Source organism: Microbacterium sp. bgisy203, assembly GCF_057706945.1.
On record NZ_JBYIPF010000012.1, the window covers coordinates 23,646 to 41,282 of the forward strand.

At 68.3% G+C, this 17,637-nt stretch carries 16 protein-coding genes and 1 pseudogene; 11 read left to right on the forward strand and 6 right to left on the reverse strand.

Annotated features, from left to right (window positions below; genetic code table 11):
- Positions 1–243: 243 nt before the first annotated feature.
- Positions 244–684, reverse strand: coding sequence for a hotdog fold thioesterase (locus AC3ENQ_RS13570; protein WP_431805274.1), 441 nt, complete (start codon positions 682–684; stop codon positions 244–246).
- A 57-nt stretch (positions 685–741) separates the two neighbouring features.
- Between AC3ENQ_RS13570 and polA the strand changes: the two genes are divergently transcribed.
- The 5 genes from polA to AC3ENQ_RS13595 all read left to right on the forward strand — a co-directional run bounded on the left by polA (position 742) and on the right by AC3ENQ_RS13595 (position 8,599).
- Positions 742–3,387 (forward strand): DNA polymerase I, encoded by a 2,646-nt coding sequence (polA, locus tag AC3ENQ_RS13575; protein WP_431805275.1) that lies wholly within the window; start codon positions 742–744, stop codon positions 3,385–3,387.
- Positions 3,388–3,477: 90 nt separating this feature from the next.
- Positions 3,478–5,151 carry a DUF885 domain-containing protein gene (locus AC3ENQ_RS13580; protein WP_431805276.1) on the forward strand — a complete coding sequence of 558 codons (1,674 nt, stop codon included), beginning with the start codon at positions 3,478–3,480 and terminating at the stop codon, positions 5,149–5,151.
- Positions 5,152–5,232: 81 nt separating this feature from the next.
- Entirely contained in the window at positions 5,233–6,267 is a 1,035-nt protein-coding gene (locus tag AC3ENQ_RS13585; protein WP_431805277.1) for an LLM class flavin-dependent oxidoreductase, read from the forward strand.
- Between the two features lie 35 nt (positions 6,268–6,302).
- The gene (locus tag AC3ENQ_RS13590) at positions 6,303–7,769 is read left to right on the forward strand and encodes an MFS transporter (RefSeq protein WP_431805278.1); all 1,467 of its coding nucleotides are present in this window, start codon (positions 6,303–6,305) and stop codon (positions 7,767–7,769) included.
- 68 nt (positions 7,770–7,837) lie between these two features.
- Positions 7,838–8,599, forward strand: a complete 762-nt coding sequence (locus AC3ENQ_RS13595; protein WP_431805279.1) for an SGNH/GDSL hydrolase family protein — start codon at positions 7,838–7,840, stop codon at positions 8,597–8,599.
- Here the strand turns inward: AC3ENQ_RS13595 and AC3ENQ_RS13600 are convergent.
- Complete coding sequence (locus AC3ENQ_RS13600; protein WP_431805280.1) at positions 8,586–9,932, reverse strand: MFS transporter; 1,347 nt, start codon at positions 9,930–9,932, stop codon at positions 8,586–8,588. The genes AC3ENQ_RS13595 and AC3ENQ_RS13600 overlap by 14 nt on opposite strands.
- Before the next feature lie 122 nt (positions 9,933–10,054).
- Here AC3ENQ_RS13600 and AC3ENQ_RS13605 point away from each other — a divergent pair, with 122 nt between their 5' ends.
- Positions 10,055–10,312, forward strand: a complete 258-nt coding sequence (locus AC3ENQ_RS13605; RefSeq protein ID WP_431805281.1) for a DUF6458 family protein — start codon at positions 10,055–10,057, stop codon at positions 10,310–10,312.
- Positions 10,313–10,446: 134 nt separating this feature from the next.
- Here the strand turns inward: AC3ENQ_RS13605 and AC3ENQ_RS13610 are convergent, their stop codons facing one another.
- Both AC3ENQ_RS13610 and dld read right to left on the reverse strand, forming a co-directional pair.
- Positions 10,447–10,887, reverse strand: coding sequence for an IS5 family transposase (locus AC3ENQ_RS13610; protein WP_431805282.1), 441 nt, complete (start codon positions 10,885–10,887; stop codon positions 10,447–10,449).
- Positions 10,888–11,000: 113 nt separating this feature from the next.
- On the reverse strand, positions 11,001–12,716 hold the full coding sequence (dld, locus tag AC3ENQ_RS13615; RefSeq protein ID WP_431805283.1) for a D-lactate dehydrogenase: 1,716 nt from the start codon (positions 12,714–12,716) through the stop codon (positions 11,001–11,003).
- 408 nt (positions 12,717–13,124) lie between these two features.
- Between dld and AC3ENQ_RS13620 the strand changes: the two are divergent.
- From AC3ENQ_RS13620 to AC3ENQ_RS13630, 3 genes and pseudogenes are all read left to right on the forward strand, one after another.
- Positions 13,125–13,424, forward strand: a pseudogene (locus AC3ENQ_RS13620) (ISL3 family transposase); the annotation flags it as partial.
- Positions 13,425–13,510: 86 nt separating this feature from the next.
- Positions 13,511–14,161: a GntR family transcriptional regulator gene (locus tag AC3ENQ_RS13625; protein ID WP_431805284.1), complete on the forward strand. Its 651-nt coding sequence runs from the start codon at positions 13,511–13,513 to the stop codon at positions 14,159–14,161.
- On the forward strand, positions 14,158–15,393 hold the full coding sequence (locus tag AC3ENQ_RS13630) for an MFS transporter (protein ID WP_431805285.1): 1,236 nt from the start codon (positions 14,158–14,160) through the stop codon (positions 15,391–15,393). The genes AC3ENQ_RS13625 and AC3ENQ_RS13630 overlap by 4 nt, the downstream gene beginning before the upstream one ends.
- Before the next feature lie 93 nt (positions 15,394–15,486).
- On the opposite strand, the gene AC3ENQ_RS13635 is transcribed toward AC3ENQ_RS13630, so the two are convergent.
- Positions 15,487–16,269, reverse strand: a complete 783-nt coding sequence (locus AC3ENQ_RS13635) for an acetoin reductase (RefSeq protein WP_431805286.1) — start codon at positions 16,267–16,269, stop codon at positions 15,487–15,489.
- A 278-nt stretch (positions 16,270–16,547) separates the two neighbouring features.
- Between AC3ENQ_RS13635 and AC3ENQ_RS13640 the strand changes: the two genes are divergently transcribed.
- Positions 16,548–17,033 carry a hypothetical protein gene (locus AC3ENQ_RS13640; RefSeq protein WP_431805287.1) on the forward strand — a complete coding sequence of 162 codons (486 nt, stop codon included), beginning with the start codon at positions 16,548–16,550 and terminating at the stop codon, positions 17,031–17,033.
- Here AC3ENQ_RS13640 and AC3ENQ_RS13645 read toward each other — a convergent pair.
- Entirely contained in the window at positions 17,019–17,402 is a 384-nt protein-coding gene (locus tag AC3ENQ_RS13645; protein WP_431805288.1) for a DUF6226 family protein, read from the reverse strand. The genes AC3ENQ_RS13640 and AC3ENQ_RS13645 overlap by 15 nt on opposite strands.
- A 40-nt stretch (positions 17,403–17,442) precedes the next feature.
- Here AC3ENQ_RS13645 and AC3ENQ_RS13650 point away from each other — a divergent pair.
- Positions 17,443–17,637, forward strand: a 195-nt coding sequence (locus AC3ENQ_RS13650) for a transposase (protein ID WP_431805289.1), incomplete at its 3' end; no start/stop codon positions are given.

Sequence of the window (17,637 nt, forward strand, 5' to 3'; positions counted from 1 at the left end):
CGCGCGCGCCTGACGTTCCCGCGCCTGACGCTCCAGCGCCTGACGCTCGCGCGCTTGGCGGTCGCACGTCTAGGTACCGCGCGCCTGCTCCCGTGCGCCTGAATCCCGCGAGACCCGGTGTTCTCGACGAGACCCGGGGTTCGGCGGCCGGGTCTCGTCGAGAACACGCGGTCTCGGGGGCGGCGGCACCGGAGGGTGCCGGCGCGGGCCGGTGCGGTGGAGGGGACGAGCGTCGGGCGGGGGTCAGCGATCCTTGATCATGTTGGTGATGCGGATCGTCGAGCAGCGCCGCCCCTGATCGTCGCTCACGACGATCTCGTGCACGGTTAGTGAACGCCCGAAATGCACGGGCGTGCACACGCCCGTCACGACGCCGGACGTCGCCGAACGCGTGTGCGTCGCGTTGATGTCGACGCCGACCGCGAGGCGGTCGGGGCCCGCGTAGAGGTTCGCCGCCATGGAGCCGAGCGACTCACCGAGGACGACGTATGCCCCGCCGTGCATGAGACCGACGGGCTGCGTGTTCCCCTCCACCGGCATGGTGGCGACGGAGCGCTCGACCGAGAACTCGGTGAACTCCATCCCCATCTTCTCGGCGAGAGCGCCCATGCCGCGCTCGAGCGCCCATTCCAGGCCGTCGGGACCAGGGGCCGAGGCACCGGGGGTCGCAGAATCAGACGTCATCGTTCACCTTCGAGGTCGACCGGCAGGAGTGTCCGACCCGCTGACTACGCTGGAGGGGTGACGGACCCCGCAAAGCCTACCCTTCTCGTCGTCGACGGCCATTCGCTCGCCTACCGTGCGTTCTACGCCCTGCCGGTCGACAACTTCTCGACGAAGGACGGGCAGCACACGAACGGCATCTACGGGTTCCTGTCGATGTTCGTGAACCTCGTGAAGGCCGAGCAGCCCACGCATCTCGCGGTCGCGTTCGACACCTCGCGCCACTCGTTCCGCACCGATCAGTACCCCGAGTACAAGGCGAACCGGTCCGAGTCGCCGGCCGAGTTCAAAGGACAGATCCCCCTCCTGCAGGAGGCGCTGGCCGCGATGAACGTGCCGGTCCTGACGAAGGAGGGCGTGGAGGCCGACGACATCCTCGCGACACTCGCGACGCAAGGCGCCGCCGAAGGGTTCGACGTTCTCGTCTGCTCGGGCGATCGCGACACGATCCAGCTCGTCACCGACGATGTGACCCTGCTGTACCCGAGTGTGCAGGGCGTGTCGCAGCTCAAGCGCTACACTCCGGATGCCGTCGTGGAGAAGTACGGGCTGCCCCCCGCGAACTACCCCGACATCGCCGCGCTCGTCGGGGAGACGAGCGACAACCTGCCCGGTGTGCCGAAGGTGGGGGAGAAGACCGCCGTCAAGTGGCTCACCCAGTGGGGGACGCTGGATGCCCTGCTCGAGAACGCCGACAAGATCACGGGTGTCGTCGGCGGTAACCTGCGCGAGCACCTCGACGACGTGCGCCGCAACCGCTCCCTCAATGCGCTCGTCCGCGACGTCGAACTCGATGCGGCACCGACCGACCTCGCCGTGCAGCCGATCGACGCGCAGGCCGTCCGCGACATCTTCGCGCGCCTCGAGTTCCGCACCCTCCTGCCGCGCGTCTTCGAGGCGATGGGCGACGGCGACGATCCCGGCCACGCCGAGCCCTCCGTCACGGCGCCCGTCGCCGCAGAGCTCGACGCCGACGCCCTGGCCGCGTGGATCGCGGAGAGAACCGCGACCGGTGACGAGGAGCTCGCCCTCACGCTGACCGTCGAGGGTGGGTCGCCCGCGCGCGTCGGCGTGGCTACCGCGGATGCCGCCGTCGAGGCGACCTGGTCGGAAGCAGTGGCCGAGGCCCTGCGCCCGTGGCTCGAGAGCGACGCCCCGAAGGTGCTGACCGACGCGAAGCCGCAGGTGAAGGCGCTGCGCCGCGCCGGCATCCGCCTCAGCGGTCTCTCCTTCGACCCGATCCTCGCCGGATGGCTCCTGCGCCCGAGCTTCCCCGACAAGACGCTCGGCAACCTCGTCGAGCGGTACCTCGACGAGAAGCTCCCGGAGGCCGACCCCACCCAGCTCGTTCCCGAGACCGAGGGAGCCACTCCCGGGCAGCTCAGCTGGTACGCGCTGCGGGTGACCGACGAGATCCGTGAGGAGATGCCGGGGTCCGTGGCATCCGTCCTGTCCGACATCGAGCTGCCGACGCTCGACACGCTCGCCGACATGGAACTCGCCGGCGTCGCGATCTCGCACGACAAGCTCGCCGCGTTCTCCGCGGAGCTCGGCGCCCGCGCCGACGACGTCGCCCAGCGCGCGTACGCCGAGATCGGCCGCGAGGTGAACCTCGGGTCGCCCAAGCAGCTGCAGGAGGTGCTCTTCGAGCAGCTCGAGCTGCCAAAGACGCGGAAGACGAAGACGGGGTACTCGACGGATGCCGCGGTCCTCGCCGACCTGCAGGAGTCGAATCCCCATCCCTTCCTCGACCTGCTGCTGCAGCACCGCGAAGCGACGAAGCTCCGCCAGATCATCGAGAGCCTCGACGCATCGATCGGCGCCGAGGGGCGCACGCACACCACCTACCTCCAGACCGGCAGCCAGACCGGGCGTCTGTCGAGCACCGACCCGAACCTGCAGAACATCCCGATCCGTAACGAGGAGTCGCACCGCATCCGCGCGGCGTTCGAGGTCGGCGAAGGGTACGAGACGCTGCTGACCGCCGACTACTCGCAGATCGAGATGCGGATCATGGCGCACCTCTCCGGCGACGAGGGGCTGATCGAGGCGTTCAACACGGGCGAGGACCTGCACCGGTTCGTCGGCGCACGCGTGTTCGGCGTCGAACCCGCCGACGTGACACCGGCGATGCGCACGAAGGTCAAGGCGATGTCGTACGGCCTCGTCTACGGGCTCAGCGCCTTCGGGCTCTCCAAGCAGCTGCGCATCGACCAGTCCGAGGCGAAGCAGCTCATGACCGAGTACTTCGCCCGCTTCGGAGCCGTGCGTGACTACCTTCGCGAGTCCGTCGCGCAGGCCCGCGTCGACGGCTACACCGAGACGATCTTCGGCCGCCGTCGCCCGTTCCCCGATCTCACGAGCCCGAACCGGGTCCTCCGTGAGAACGCGGAACGCGCCGCGCTCAACGCCCCGATCCAGGGGAGCGCTGCCGACATCATGAAGATCGCGCTCTTCCACATCCACGACCAGCTCGTCCGCGATGAACTGCGCTCGCGGGTGCTCCTTCAGATCCACGACGAACTCGTCGTCGAGGTCGCCCCGGGGGAGTGGGATGCCGTGGAGCAGATCGTCCGGGAACGGATGGGCGACGCGGCCGACCTCACGGTACCGCTCGATGTGCAGATCGGTCGCGGAGCGAACTGGGACGTCGCCGGGCACTGAGCGCGCGCCCACGGACGCTGCACCGCCGGCGCGCACGGGACTCGATGTCGTCGCCGGTGAGACCGAGCCCGAGGGGATTAGGCTCGAGGGATGACTGACGCACTACGCACCACGACCCCGATCGATCAGATCGCGGACGCGTGGGTCGACCGGATCGCCGAACTCTCCCCGACGGCGGCCACCTACATCGGACGCTTCGAGCACAACGCCCGCCTCGACGACCTCTCACCCGCCGGTCACGCCGAGCGCTACGAGGCCGCGAAGGCGACGCTCGCCGCCCTCGACACGGCGGAGCCCGTCGACGACGTCGACATCGTCACGCAGGCCGACCTCTCCGGCGACCTGCGCCTGTTCATCGAGCTCTACGAGGCGGGGGCGCACCTGCGCGACCTCAACGTCATCGCCTCGCCCGCGCAGGAGCTGCGGAGCGTCTTCGACCTCATGCCGACCGACACGGTGGAGGACTGGACCGTCATCTCCGACCGCCTGGGAGCGATCCCCGCCGCGCTGAACGGCTACGTGCAGACGCTTCGTCTGGGCATCGAACGCGGCGTCGTGCCCGCCCGCCGCCAGGTCCGCGAGGTCATCACCCAGATCGCCCGCTACACCGCCGACTCGGGTTTCTTCGCCTCCTTCGCCCACGACGCCGGCCCTGCCGAGGGCCATCTTCCGGCATCCCTCGCCCGCGCCGTCTCCGAGCATGCCGGCGCCGCCCGCGTCGCGTACGACGAGCTCGCCGCGTTCCTCCGCGACGAACTCGACCCCGCGGCATCCGAGCAGGATGCCGTCGGACGCGAGCTCTACGCGCTGCACTCGCGCCGCTTCCTCGGCGCCGAGATCGACCTCGACGAGTCCTACGAATGGGGTCTCGAGGAGCTCGCCCGCATGGTCGCCGAGCAGGAGGCGATCGCGAACGAGATCCTTCCCGGCGCGAGCGTCGAAGAGGCCGTCGCGTTCCTCGAGCAGGACGAGAACCGTAAGCTCCACGGCACCGAGGCGCTCCAGAGCTGGATGCAGGAGACGAGCGACCGCGCCGTCGCAGAACTCGGCAAGACCCACTTCGACATCCCGGAGCCCATCCGCAAGCTCGAGTGCATGATCGCGCCGACCAACGAGGGCGGCATCTACTACACCGGTCCGACGGATGACTTCTCACGGCCCGGACGCATGTGGTGGTCGGTGCCCGAGGGCGTGGACTCGTTCGACACCTGGCGCGAGCTCACCACCGTGTACCACGAGGGTGTCCCGGGCCACCACCTGCAGATCGCGCAGGCGGTCTACAACCGCGCGGAGCTCAACTCATGGCGGCGCCTGCTCGCAGGTTCCAGCGGCCACGCGGAGGGGTGGGCGCTGTACGCCGAGCGCCTCATGGAGCAGCTCGGCTACCTCGACGACCCCGCGGACCGTCTCGGCATGCTCGACGGCCAGCGAATGCGCGCGGCGCGCGTCGTCCTCGACATCGGCGTGCACCTCGGCAAAGAGCGTCCCGACGGTCAGGGCGTGTGGGATGCCGACTACGCGCTGGAGTTCATGCGCCGGAACGTCAACATGTCCGACGAGTTCATCCAATTCGAGGTGAACCGCTACCTCGGCTGGCCGGGACAGGCCCCGTCGTACAAGGTCGGTCAGCGCATCTGGGAGCAGATCCGCGACGACGCCGCCCTGCGCGAAGGCGATGACTTCGACATCAAGGCGTTCCACATGAAGGCGCTGCGCCTGGGCGGCGTCGGTCTCGACACCCTCCGGATGGCGCTCGACCGCTGAGGTCGGCGCCGTCCGATCGCTGAAGGAGACCGGCGTGCGGCTTCCGGGAATGCCGGGCACCGCGCGCCGGTTCCTATTCACATGCATGAAGTGAAACTGGGCCTGGACACCTTCGGCGACGTCACGGTCGGTGACGACGGCACGCGCCTGAGCGACGCGCAGACGTTGCGGAACGTCGTCGACGAGGCGGTGCGCGCCGACGAGGTGGGCCTCGCGTTCTTCGGAGTGGGGGAGCATCACCGGCACGAGTTCGCCGTCTCGAGCCCCGAGCTCGTCCTCGCCGCCGCCGCCGGCCGCACGGAGAAGATCCATCTCGGCACGGCCGTGACGGTGCTCTCCAGCGACGACCCGGTGCGCGTCTACGAGCGGTTCGCGACGCTCGACGGCCTCTCGAACGGGCGCGCCGAGGTCATCCTCGGCCGCGGGTCCTTCATCGAGTCGTTCCCGCTGTTCGGGTACGACCTCGGCGACTACGAGGTGCTCTTCGAGGAGAAGCTCGACCTTTTCTCGCAGCTCCTCGCCGAGAAGCCGGTCACCTGGGAGGGAACGACCCGCGCGTCGCTTACCGACGCCGACGTCTACCCCAAGACCGAGAACGGCATCACCGCCTGGGTGGGCGTCGGGGGCTCGCCGGAGTCGGTCGTCCGCACCGCCCGCTACGGATACGGCCTCATGCTCGCGATCATCGGCGGGTCCGCCGAGCGGTTCCGCCCCTACGTCGACCTCTACCACCGCTCGCTCGACTCGTTCGGACGCGACCCTCTGCCCGTCGGCGTGCACTCGCCGGGGCACATCGCCGACACCGACGAGCAGGCCTGGGAGGAGCTCTACCCGGCGCTCGAGGCGAACCGCAACGCCATCGGCGCCGAGCGCGGCTGGCCGCCGTACAGCCGCCTGCAGTTCCAGCACGACATCGGTCCGGAGGGCGCCGTCTACGCCGGAGCGCCCGAGACGGTGGCGCGGAAGATCGCCGCGACCGTGAAGACGCTCGGGGCCGACCGGTTCGATCTGAAGTACGCGAACGGCACGCTGCCGCACGCCAAGATGCTGCACTCGATCGAGCTGTACGGCACGAAGGTCGCCCCCATCGTGCACGACATCCTCGCAGCCGGCTGAGCGCCGCAGGGCAGGCATCCCACTAGCATGCAGGCATGACCGATGCCCCCGCCCGCACCGACACCTCGGTCGCGGCCCGCCTCGACGCCCTGCCGTTCACCCGCGCCCATCTGAAGGTCCTCACCGGGTCGGGAATCGGGTGGGCCCTCGACGCGATGGACGTCGGTCTGGTGTCCTTCATCCTCGCCGCGCTGACGGCCGAGTGGGCGCTGAAGCCCGAGCAGGCGTCGTGGATCGCCTCGGCCGGGTTCGTCGGCATGGCGGTCGGCGCGAGCCTCGGCGGCCTTCTCGCCGACCGGTTCGGGCGGCGCTCGGTCTTCGCGGTCACGCTGCTCATCTACGGCCTCGCGACGGGAGCGAGCGCCCTCGTCGGGGGACTCGTCGCGCTCATCGTGCTGCGCCTGCTCGTCGGGCTCGGCCTCGGCGCAGAGCTCCCGGTCGCGAGCACCTACGTCAGCGAGTTCGCCCCCGCACGCATGCGCGGACGGCTCATCGTCATCCTCGAGGCGTTCTGGGCCGTCGGGTGGACCGCGGCGGCCCTCATCGGCTTCCTCGTCATCCCGAGCGTCGCCGACGGCTGGCGCTGGGCCTTCGCGATCGGCGCCGTCCCAGCGCTCTACGCACTGATCGTGCGGTGGGGACTCCCGGAATCGGCGCGCTGGCTGGAGAATCGCGGTCGCCACGGCGAAGCGGATGCCGTCGTCACGCGTTTCGAGCAGTCGCCGTCGCTCGACGGGTCGCGTCGGCGGCGCGTGGGCGGGGCGCCGACACCTGCGGCGTCGCCTGCGCCCGCGGCATCCGGCACCGCGTCGGCACTCGCCGCAGCCACCGCGCCCTCCGCTGCCACCTCGCGCTCCGCGGCCGCCCCCGCATCCTCCACCACCCCGGCGCAGCCGACGGCGTGGCAGCGGATGAGGGAGCTCTGGTCGGTCGAGTTCCGCGTCCGCACCGCGAGCCTGTGGCTCGTGTGGTTCTGCGTCAACTTCGCCTACTACGGCGCGTTCATCTGGATTCCCTCTCTCCTGTTCGCGCAGGGGTACGACCTCGTGAAGTCGTTCGGGTTCACGCTCATCATCACGCTCGCCCAGCTCCCGGGCTACGCCGTCGCCGCATGGCTCATCGAAGTGTGGGGGAGGCGCCTGACCCTGTCGGTCTTCCTCGTCGGCTCGGCCGTCTCGGCGCTCTGGTTCGGAACCGCCGGCACCGAGGGCGCGATCATCACGGCGGGGATGGCGCTGTCGTTCTTCAACCTCGGCGCGTGGGGCGCGCTCTACGCCGTCACCCCGGAGAACTACCCGACGTCCGTCCGCGCGACCGGGTCGGGCTGGGCCGCCGCGGTCGGGCGGATCGCGTCGATCATCGCCCCGCTCAGCGTGCCGTACCTGCTGAACCTCGGCGGCGTGCCGCTGCTGTTCACGGTGTTCGCCGCGTTCTTCGTGGTCGCCGCAGCCGCCACGTGGGGCCTCGCCGACCGAAAGGGCGCGGCGCTCGACGACCGCTGACCGCCCGCCGCCGACTCTCCGTCCGCTCTCGGTCCGGCCCGGGTGCCCACGGGTCGTAGGCTCGAGGGGTGGCATCCGTGCGTTTCGTCGCCATCGGCGACTCATTCACCGAAGGCGTCGGCGACGAACTCCCCGACGGCACCGTCCGCGGCTGGGCCGATCTCGTCGCGCAGGGGTGGGCCGACTCGCGCGGCGAGCCGATCGAATACGCGAACCTCGCGATCCGCGGCAAGCTGATCTGGCCGATCGTCGCCGAGCAGCTCGAGCCGGCAATCGCGCTGAAGCCGACGCACCTGAGCTTCAACGGCGGCGGCAACGACATGCTCCGCCCCCGCACGTCGATCTCGCACATCGCCGACGCGTTCAGCCAGGTGCTGCGCCGCTGCGACGAGGAGGGCGTGCAACTCGTGCTCCTCTCCGGCGCGAACCCCTCCGCGCAGCTGCCCCTCAGCCGCGTCATCCAGCGCCGCGGCGACCTGATGTCGGAGGCGGTCGTCGCACGCATCGCCGACCGCCCCGATGTCATCCGGGCCCTCAACTGGCCGGATGCCGCGCTCACCGACCCCTCGTTCTGGTCCGAGGACCGGCTGCACATGAACGCGCGCGGCCATCACCGCGTCGCAGCACGCGTCCTCGACGCCCTGGGCGAGACGGTGCCGAACGGCTGGTGGTCGCTGCCCGAGCTTCCCGAGTCGGTGCGCCTCGCCCGCGGAGAATATTTCCGCGAGCACCTCGGCCCCTGGGTGAAGCGCCGCCTGACCCGTACGTCGTCCGGCGACGGTCGCGAGCCGAAGTTCGGCGGCACCTGGGTCGACGTCACCCCCGCCTGAGGGCCCCGCGGCGGCGCTCTCGCGGCGGGTCCATCCCGAGGAGCACCCGCGTCTTGCGGCGCTCGACGACGATGAAGATCCACCCGAGCACCCAGAGCGGGATCTGGGTGAGGAAAGCGAGGCGGAAGGCATCCAGCCGGTAGGTCTCCGGCGTGCCGGCACCCTGCAGGTCGAGCGTGAGTCCGATCGCGAAGATCGCGACGAGGGCGGCGAGGAATCCGCCGACGTTCGTGATCCCGGTCGCGGTGCTGAGGCGGTGGGCGGGGTTGTGCGTGCGGGCGTGATCGAACGCGATCATCGATGCCGGGCCGCCCATCGCAAGTCCCAGGGCGAGCACGTACAGCAGCCAGAGCGGAGCCGGCCCGTTCCAGGCGATCACGGCGATCCAGGCGGTCATCTGCGCGGCGATCGCCGGGAGGACGAGAGCCCGCGACCGGCGATGCGGGATGCGGCGCGACAGGTCGCCCATCACCGGGCCGATGAGCATGCCGGCGATGACGCACGTCGACAGCACCGCCGCGGCCTGCCCGCGCGAGAGCCCCTCGCCGGCGGTGAGGAACGGCATGCCCCACAGCAGCACGAACGCCGAGCCGGCGAACGGGGTCGCGAAGTGCGACCAGAAGGCGAGCCGCGTGCCGGGGTGGGCCCAGGCGGCGCGGATGCCGACGCCCTTATCCATCGAGGACCGCACGATCTGCACCGCCCCGGTGTCGGTGTCGACGCTGACGTCGGCGGCGACCGTCGGCGGGTGGTTCCGGACGAGGGCGAACACGAGCACCGCGAACAGGATGCAGAGCGCGGCGATGCCGCCGAACACGATCTCCCAGCTCGTCGCATGCAGCACCGCCGCGAGGGGCGCGAGCGCGAGGAGTTGCCCCGACTGGCCGACGAGGCCGGTGAGCTGGCTCATGAGCGGTGCGCGCCGCGCCGGGAACCACGTCGCAATGAGGCGCAGCACCCCCGGGAAGATCGCGGCGTCACCCGCGCCGAGGAGGGTCCGTGCGAAGATCGCGACCCCGACGCTGGGGGAGAACGCGAGCGTCAGCTGCCCCACCGCCATGAGCACCATCCCGATCGCCATGATCGGGCGCGCGCCGTACCGGTCGAGCAGGAGCCCGACGGGGATCTGCATGCCGCCGTACACGGCGAGCTGGACGACGGCGAACATCGACAGCGTCGCCGCGTCGGCGCCGAAGCGCTCGGCCGTGTCGATACCGACGGCGGAGAGGGAGCTGCGGTTGACCACCGCCAGCATGTAGGCCGCGACGCCGACACCCCAGATGAGCCATGCCCGCCATCCCGGCCCGGTGGCGGGGCGGGTGAGAGCGGACATCACCTCCCACGTTACCCGCGATGGCGTTACAGGCCGCACGTGCGTCGCGTCAAGGGTCGCGCGCGAAGCTCCGATGTAGACCACAATGAGCGGATCAGACCCCCGACTGAAGGAACATTCCCATGAGCATCGGACTCGGCATCGCCCTCATCGCCATCGGCGCGATCCTCGTATACGCGATCAACGTCGACACCAGCCAGTTCGTTGACCTCGACATGATCGGCTACATCCTCATGGGCGCCGGCGCGGTCGTGTTCCTCCTCGGCATCGTGTTCCTGGTACGCCGCCGCTCGAGCGAGCAGGTCACGCGCACCGTCGACCCTTCCGGCGAGCGGGTCACGCACACCGAGTCGCGCGTCTCGGGCGACGGCACCGTCTGACCCCGCCTGGCCCGTGCCCGATGATGGGAGCATGACAAAGCTCCGCGTCCACGATCTCGCCGTCTCTCTGGATGGGTTCGCGACGGGGGAGGGGCAGTCTCTCGATGCTCCGTTCGGCCACGCCGGGGGCCGGCTCATGCAGTGGTTCTTCCCGACGCGCACGTTCGTCCGCACGTCCGGTCACGAGTCCGAGGCGGTGGGCGCGGGGACGCAGGGCGTCGACGACGCCTTCGCCGCGGCATCAGGGTCGCGCCGTGCTGATGCACACGAGCGATCGTGGAGTCGATCGAGACGACCCAGTCGATCTTCCCCGCGGCGTCGCCCTGCCTCTGCACCTCGGCCAGCAGCTTCTCCCAGGTGCCGTCCACGGCCCAACGGTTGAACCGCTTGTAGATCGAGTTCCACTTACCGAACCGCTCCGGCACATCCCGCCACGGAGCCCCGGTGCGGTACTTCCACGCCATACCCTCGACAGCCAACCGATGATCCGCCCACGGCCTCGACCTCCCGGACGCCGTCGGCATCAACGGCTCCATCACGGCCCACACCTCGTCAGAGATCTCCTGTCGCGTCACCGCTTAAGACTCACCCAGCCGGGAGCGAAACCTCTTGATCAACACGGCCTAGGTCCACCCGAGATGGATAAGACATCGCTCAGGCTCTCACGGCGTCGCGCTAGCTTGGGGACTTAGGCCCAGTCCTTGTGCGGCGACGTGCCGCCGATACCGGCGTTGAACGTATTCGTCGGATCGAGCTCCTTGAAGTGCTCTTCCATGGACTCCGGCAGCTTGTAGATGCGACCGTAGTTGTGCTCGGCGGGCAGCTTCGCGCCGCGCTCCTCCAGCAGGTGCTGGATGCGGTCGTGCAGCGCCTCGGGATCCACGCCCTGCTTGGCGACATAGTCCTGGTGCATCACATGGCAGAAGAAGTGCCCGTAATACGCCTTGACCTCAAGCTGGTCGTCGATCTCCTCCGGCAGCACCTCGAGCCAGTTCCAATCGTCGCGACGCAGGGCCACATCGATGGGGATGAGCCCTGCGATGTGCCGGCGCTTCAACGCGGCGTAGCGAGTGGCGGCACTGGCCGCGCCGAACCGGTTGAGCGACGCGCTCTTTTCTTCATCAGACGTGCAGATGAAGAACTCACCAGTGTGCTCGGGCTCTGCGAAGAACTCCTTGAGCAACTTCTCGCTCGCGGCCTTCTGCGACTCGCTGACGGTGAGCAGCAGGTGATGCTCGAAACGGTTGCCGTACTCCATCATGCGCTTGGGCAGCTGGTTGGGCAGCACGCTGAACATGGCTTGCGATACCGTGTCGGCGAAGGTCGGACCAATGCCGGGAATCTTGGAGAACAAGCCGTTGGCCCACGTCTTGAACGAGAACATGCGCGTCTGCAGCGCTGGACTCATGAACTTCAGGAAGACGAAGGTGTCTTTGCCGTACTTCTCGGCCAAGTCGAAGGCACTGCGGCCCATGTACTCACCAGAGATAGGCAGCGGCATGTCGGCTTCGAGGAACAACCGACGGATCTCTTCGAGCTCGTGCGTGTTGTTCGTGCCGATGTAAAACACGGTCGGGTGCACTTCGCGAGGGAAGGTGCGGGTGCGCACCGCGAACACCATCAGCTTGCCGGCCGGGCCGGATGCCTCGAACAGGTACTCGGGGTTCGCATTGTAGCGAGCAGGCGAAGGCACGATCTTGCGCAAGTGCTCGGCGTACTCGGTCTCGTTCGTGTCTTCGGGAGCTGGGGTGACATCCTCGGGAGACCACTCGCCGCGCTGTAGACGGTCGAGTGCGACCTCAGGGTCGTCTCCGAGCGAGATGCCCAGGTGATTGACCAGCTCGACCTTGCCGTCGTCGTTGACGCGGGCGAAGATCGCTTCGCGCGTGAATGCCGGACCCTTGCGAATCTGGCTGCCGCCCGAGTTGTTCGCGATGCCGCCGATGACCGAGGCGCCGATTGATGTCGACCCGATCACCGAGTGCGGCTCGCGCTGGTGCTTGGCGAGCGCGTCGGTCAGGTGTGTCAGCGGGGTGCCCGCGAGCGAGATCGCCTCGCGCGCGTCGTTGATGAGGTGCACCTCATCGATGCGGTGAGTCGAGATGATCACAATGGGGCGATCGTAGTCTTGGAAGCCGGGGCCGGATCCACCAGTCAGGCCCGTGTTCGATGCCTGCGGGATGACGATGAGGTTGTTGTCGACGGATACCTGCAGCGCCCGCCACATCTCGACCAGCGTGCCGGGGCGCACCACGGCGAAGACTGGTCCTCCGCCGAATCGATAGCCTTTGCTGAATGACATCGTGGCACGCTCAGAGGTCAGTACATGTTCGTCGCCGACGATTCTCTTGAACGCATCGATCGCTTCGTGCGAAGTCGTGGTGGTCTGTCCCGGTTGCGTCATCTCTAAGCTTCCTATATTCAGTGTGCATCACAAGCGCGTCATGATGCTGAGGGGATGTCGCCTTGATCCGAGCTAGTCCGCGGTCGTTCATTTTTTGATGGGCGGGGAAACGAGCCAGGGGGACGACGTCTGCGACCGTCTGCCCGGAAGCTCGCTACGGCGTCGAAGGAGTGTGCGTGTGCGTATGCATGTGCATACGCGCATCGGACCGCGGTACTTTCGGACTCCGGTAGGTTCGGACCGCGATAGTTCGGACCGCGATAGTTCGGACCGCGATAGTTCGGACCGCGATGTCGGCCACTGCCCTCACCCCATAGATCGACGCAGCAATCAGACTCGCCTAGCGCCGCTTGAACCGTCCCAGGTTTGGTGCCGCATCTTTTCGAGTTGAGAGGATGGCGTCATGCCGCGCAGCAACTGCGATCCGCCTACCACGCGAAGGATCTCGCCGAGGGCCGCCGAATCGCGGAGCGAGTCGCCGAGACATTCCACACCTGCCCGATCCCGGAGATCGCCCGCCTCGGTCGCACCCTGCGCCGGTGGCGGTCAGCGTTCCTCGCGTATTTCGCGACCGGGCGCGCGAACAACGGCGGCACCGAGGCGATCAACGGAATCATCGAGCTGCACCGGCGCCTCGCCCGCGGCTATCGCAACCGGCACAACTACCGCCTCCGCATGCTCCTCGCCGCCGGCGGCCTCACCCCATGACCCCCACCGAATGTCCGAAGAGCCACTTTGCACCGGACTGAGATGCAACTAGTATCTATCTTGTTCATCAGCACGGGGACGGGGTCATGGAGCATCAGGAGACGGAGGCATCCGCCGCGGATGCCGCGTACGCGAAGGTCAAGGAGCGGATCCTCGACGGCGATCTCGCCGGCGGGACGATGGTCAGCGAAGGAACGATCGCCGACGAACTCGGGATGAGCCGCACCCCCGTCCGCGAGGCGTTCCTGCGCTTGCAAGTCGAGGGGTGGATGCGGCTGTACCCCAAGCGCGGTGCGCTGATCCGCGATGTGACGCCGGGAGAGCTCGACGACGTCGTCGAGGCGCGAATCCTCATCGAGACCGATGCCGTGCGGCGGCTCGTCCGTGACTCCGAACGGGTGCAGGACGTCGTCGACGAGCTCTCCGACATCCTCGACGCGCAACGCCGCGCGTACGAGGCATCCGACCTCGCGCGGCTCGCCGAGGCAGACACGGCCTTCCACGCCCGGATCGTCGCGGCCGGCGGGAACGCCCTGCTCGCAGAGTTCTTCGCGACGCTGCGCGATCGGCAGAGGCGGATGCTCGCGTGGTCGCTCTGGCGACGCGACGACCGAGCCGAGCAGGTGCTCGACGATCACGGATTGCTCGTCCGCCTCATCGGCGATGGCGAGACCGCGGCGTTCGAGGTGGCACTCGGCCGTCACATCAAGAAGACCCACCGGGAGCTGCTGTCATGAGTGAGATGTCCTCCGAGGGAGCCGCCGCCGAAGAGCGGATCGCGATCGTCCCCTGGATGCGCGTGAGCGCTGCCCTGTTCGCTGTCGCGTGGGGTGGAAACGAGTTCACACCGCTGCTCGTGATGTACCGCCAGATCGACCAGATGAGCGCCTTCAGCGTGAATGTACTGCTCGGGGCATATGTCCTGGGCATCGTGCCCGCGCTCCTTCTCGGCGGCCCGCTGTCCGACCGGTACGGCCGCCGACCGCTGTTCGTCCCCGCCCCGATCATCGCGATTGCGGGCAGCACGCTCCTCGCCGTCGGGGCTTCCTCGATGCCGCTCCTGTTCGCCGGGCGGGTGCTGTCGGGTATCGCGCTGGGGCTCGTGATGGCAGTCGGCACGAGCTGGGTGAAAGAGCTCTCCGAGCCTCCGTTCACGACCCGCGCCGTCGACGGCCGTGGCGCCTCACGCGCTGCACTCGCACTGACGTCCGGGTTCGCGCTGGGCGCCGGATTCGCGGCGGCGCTCGGGCAGTTCGGCCCGATCCCCACCGCGTCGCCCTACCTCCTGCACATCGCTCTCACCCTCGTCGCGCTCGTGCTGCTGTGGGCGGCGCCGGAGAGCCGGCCGCGCCGAGACACCTCTGGGCCGCTCCTCGCCGACCTGCGCATCCCCACCGCGATGCACCGCCGGTTCCTCCTCGTCGTCGCCCCGATGGCGCCGTGGGTCTTCGGCACCGCCGCAAGCGCGTACGCGATCCTGCCGGGCCTCATGATGTCGCAGGCGCCGGGACTGCAGATCGGTGTGTCGGGTCTGCTGTGCGTCGTCGCGCTCGGCTGCGGTGTCGCGGTGCAGCGGTTCGCCGCGAAGGTCGACACCCCGCTGTCGGCCCGCGGCATCGGGATCGCGCTGACGGTCACCGTTCCCGCCATGATCCTGGCCGCCGTCGCGGTGAGCCTCAACTCGCTCGCCTGGGCGTTCGTGGCCGCCGCGGCACTCGGCGCAGCCTACGGCATGCTGCTCGTCGGGGGACTGCGCGAGATTCAGCGGATCGCCGGTCCGCGCGATCTTGCCGGACTCACCGCGGTGTACTACTCACTGACGTATCTCGGGTTCTTCATCCCGGCGATCCTCGCCGCGCTCGGCGCGTGGATCCCGTACACGACGATGTTCCTCGCCGGCGCGGTCCTGGCGGCGGTCAGCGTCGGGATCGTCGCGCTCAGCTGGCGCCGGCACCTGCCGGCGGCCTGATGAGGAACCGGCCGGGCGCGGCGTCCTCGCGAAGACCTCGCAAAAAAGGGGGCGCGGGAAGGACATGTCCTCCCCGCGCCCCCTTCGGATGCATCAGTTGTAGAGCATTCCGCCGTCCACGAGCAGCACCTGACCGGTCACGTAGTCGGCCTTCTCGCTTGCGAGGAACGACACGACGTTCGCGACGTCTTCGGGCGTCTCGATGCGGCCGAGGGCGATGCTCTCGACGTTCTCCTTGAGGTTCTGGCCCCGCGGCTTGCCGTTGATCTCCGACAGCTTCTCGTCGATGAGGTCCCACATGCCCGTGCCGACGATGCCGGGAGCGTACGCGTTGACGGTGATGCCCTTCGGGGCGAGCTCCTGCGCCGCGACCTGCGTGAGGCCGCGCACGGCGAACTTCGACGCCGAGTACGCGCCGAGGATCGGGAAGCCCTTGATCGACGCGATCGAGGCGGCGGAGATGATCTTGCCCTTCACACCGAGCTCGATGAACTTGTCGGCAGCGGCCTGGATGCCGAAGACCACGCTGTTCACGTTGATGGAGAAGATCTTGTCGAGCTCTTCCGCCGTCACTTCGAGGATCGGCTTGACCTGCGCGATGCCCGCGTTGTTCACGATGACGTCGAACCCGCCGAGCTGCGTGGCGGCTGCGTCCACAGCGGCGACGACGTCTTCCTTCTTCGACACGTCGGCAGCCACGAAGATCGCACGGCGGCCCAGCGCCTCGATCTCCGCGACGACGCCGCGCGCCTTCTCCTCCTGGAACGTGAGGTCTGCGACGGCGACGTCGAAGCCGTCCTTCGCGAGCTGGAGCGCGACTCCGCGACCGATTCCCTGACCTGCGCCCGAGACGAGAGCGACCTTGGCAGTGGACATTCCGACTACTCCTTCATGGTTCGATGAAGCGCTGTCGCGCTCCGAGAGAAGGTCGCCCGAAGGCACGTTGCTCGGCGCCGCACGACCCTCGACATCCTCGCAAAACTCATCGAGTCGGACGGAGATGGCAAGTATGCTCGCGAAGACCGCGTCCACGAGCTGCTTTTCCCCATGCGCAAGGACTCGAACGATGTCGGGGCCGATGCGTCGAACCTGTGGATTCTGGACGAGCGGCTCGTCTTCCACACTACCTCGCGTCCGACAAGACTCTCAAGAGCATGCCCGTCACGGACGACGCCTCGACGAACCGACCGGACATACTGGCGACACGCGTGCTCGAGGCGGACTCGCCCGTGCTCGCGACCGCGGGGCAGAAGTTGCCGCTGCAGTCGATCGTCGTCGTCGAGCTCAAGCGCCCCATGCGCAACGACGCGACGACGGAGGACAAGAACCCCATCGCGCAGTGCCTTGACTACGTCGCGCGGGTTCGCGAGGGCAAAGTAGCGACGGCAACCGGGCGGCTGATTCCGTCGAGCGCGCAGGAGCCGCCGGCCTTCTGCTACGTCATCGCCGACCTGACGCCAACGATGGAGCGCATGTGCAAGCTGTCGAACTTGACCAAGACGCATGACGGGCTCGGGTACTTCGGCTACGTCGAGCCGTACAAGGCGTGTGTCGAGGTCATCAGTTTCGACGGCCTCGTCAACGCGGCCACGGAGCGGAACAGGGCGTTCTTCGACAGGCTCGGCCTACCGTCGAGCTAGGCCGTGTTGATCAAGAGGCGGGGCCGGGCGCGGCCAGTGATTCCATCCGACGGGAAGGTCGCGGAGGACGGGCTTGGCGTCTTTGAGGCGCTGGGCAGGAAGATCTTGGGAGCGGGATTTCCCGGAGCTCGCGCCGTCGGGATAGGTGAAGGCGTAATCGACCCAGGGGCGAAGTCCGCGTTCGGTCGTCTCTCGGTAGTTGCCGCTGACGGTCGCGAACACTTGCTGCTCGAGTTCATCGGCTTCGGCCTCCCAGTTCGAGTCGCAAGCGTCGCAACCGCAGACTGGGTAGTGGAAGTCGTGCAATAGTCCCGCGTGCATGTAGATCCCCGGATAAGCGGTGGGGTCTGCCCCGAGTTTGGTTGACATCTGAACTGTGAGGATTCGTCCTCGCTGGAAGGATGTTTCTGTGGCAAAGCCCTATCCCCGAGAGTTCCGCGATGATGTCGTGGCCGTGGCCCGGAAGGGTCAAGCGCCGTTGGCGCAGATCGCGAAAGACTTCGGTATCTCCGAAGGCTCGCTGTCGAACTGGTTGAAGCAGGCCGACGTCGAGGACGGCAAACGTGCCGGCCTGACCGAGGACGAGCGTATGCAGCTGCGGGAG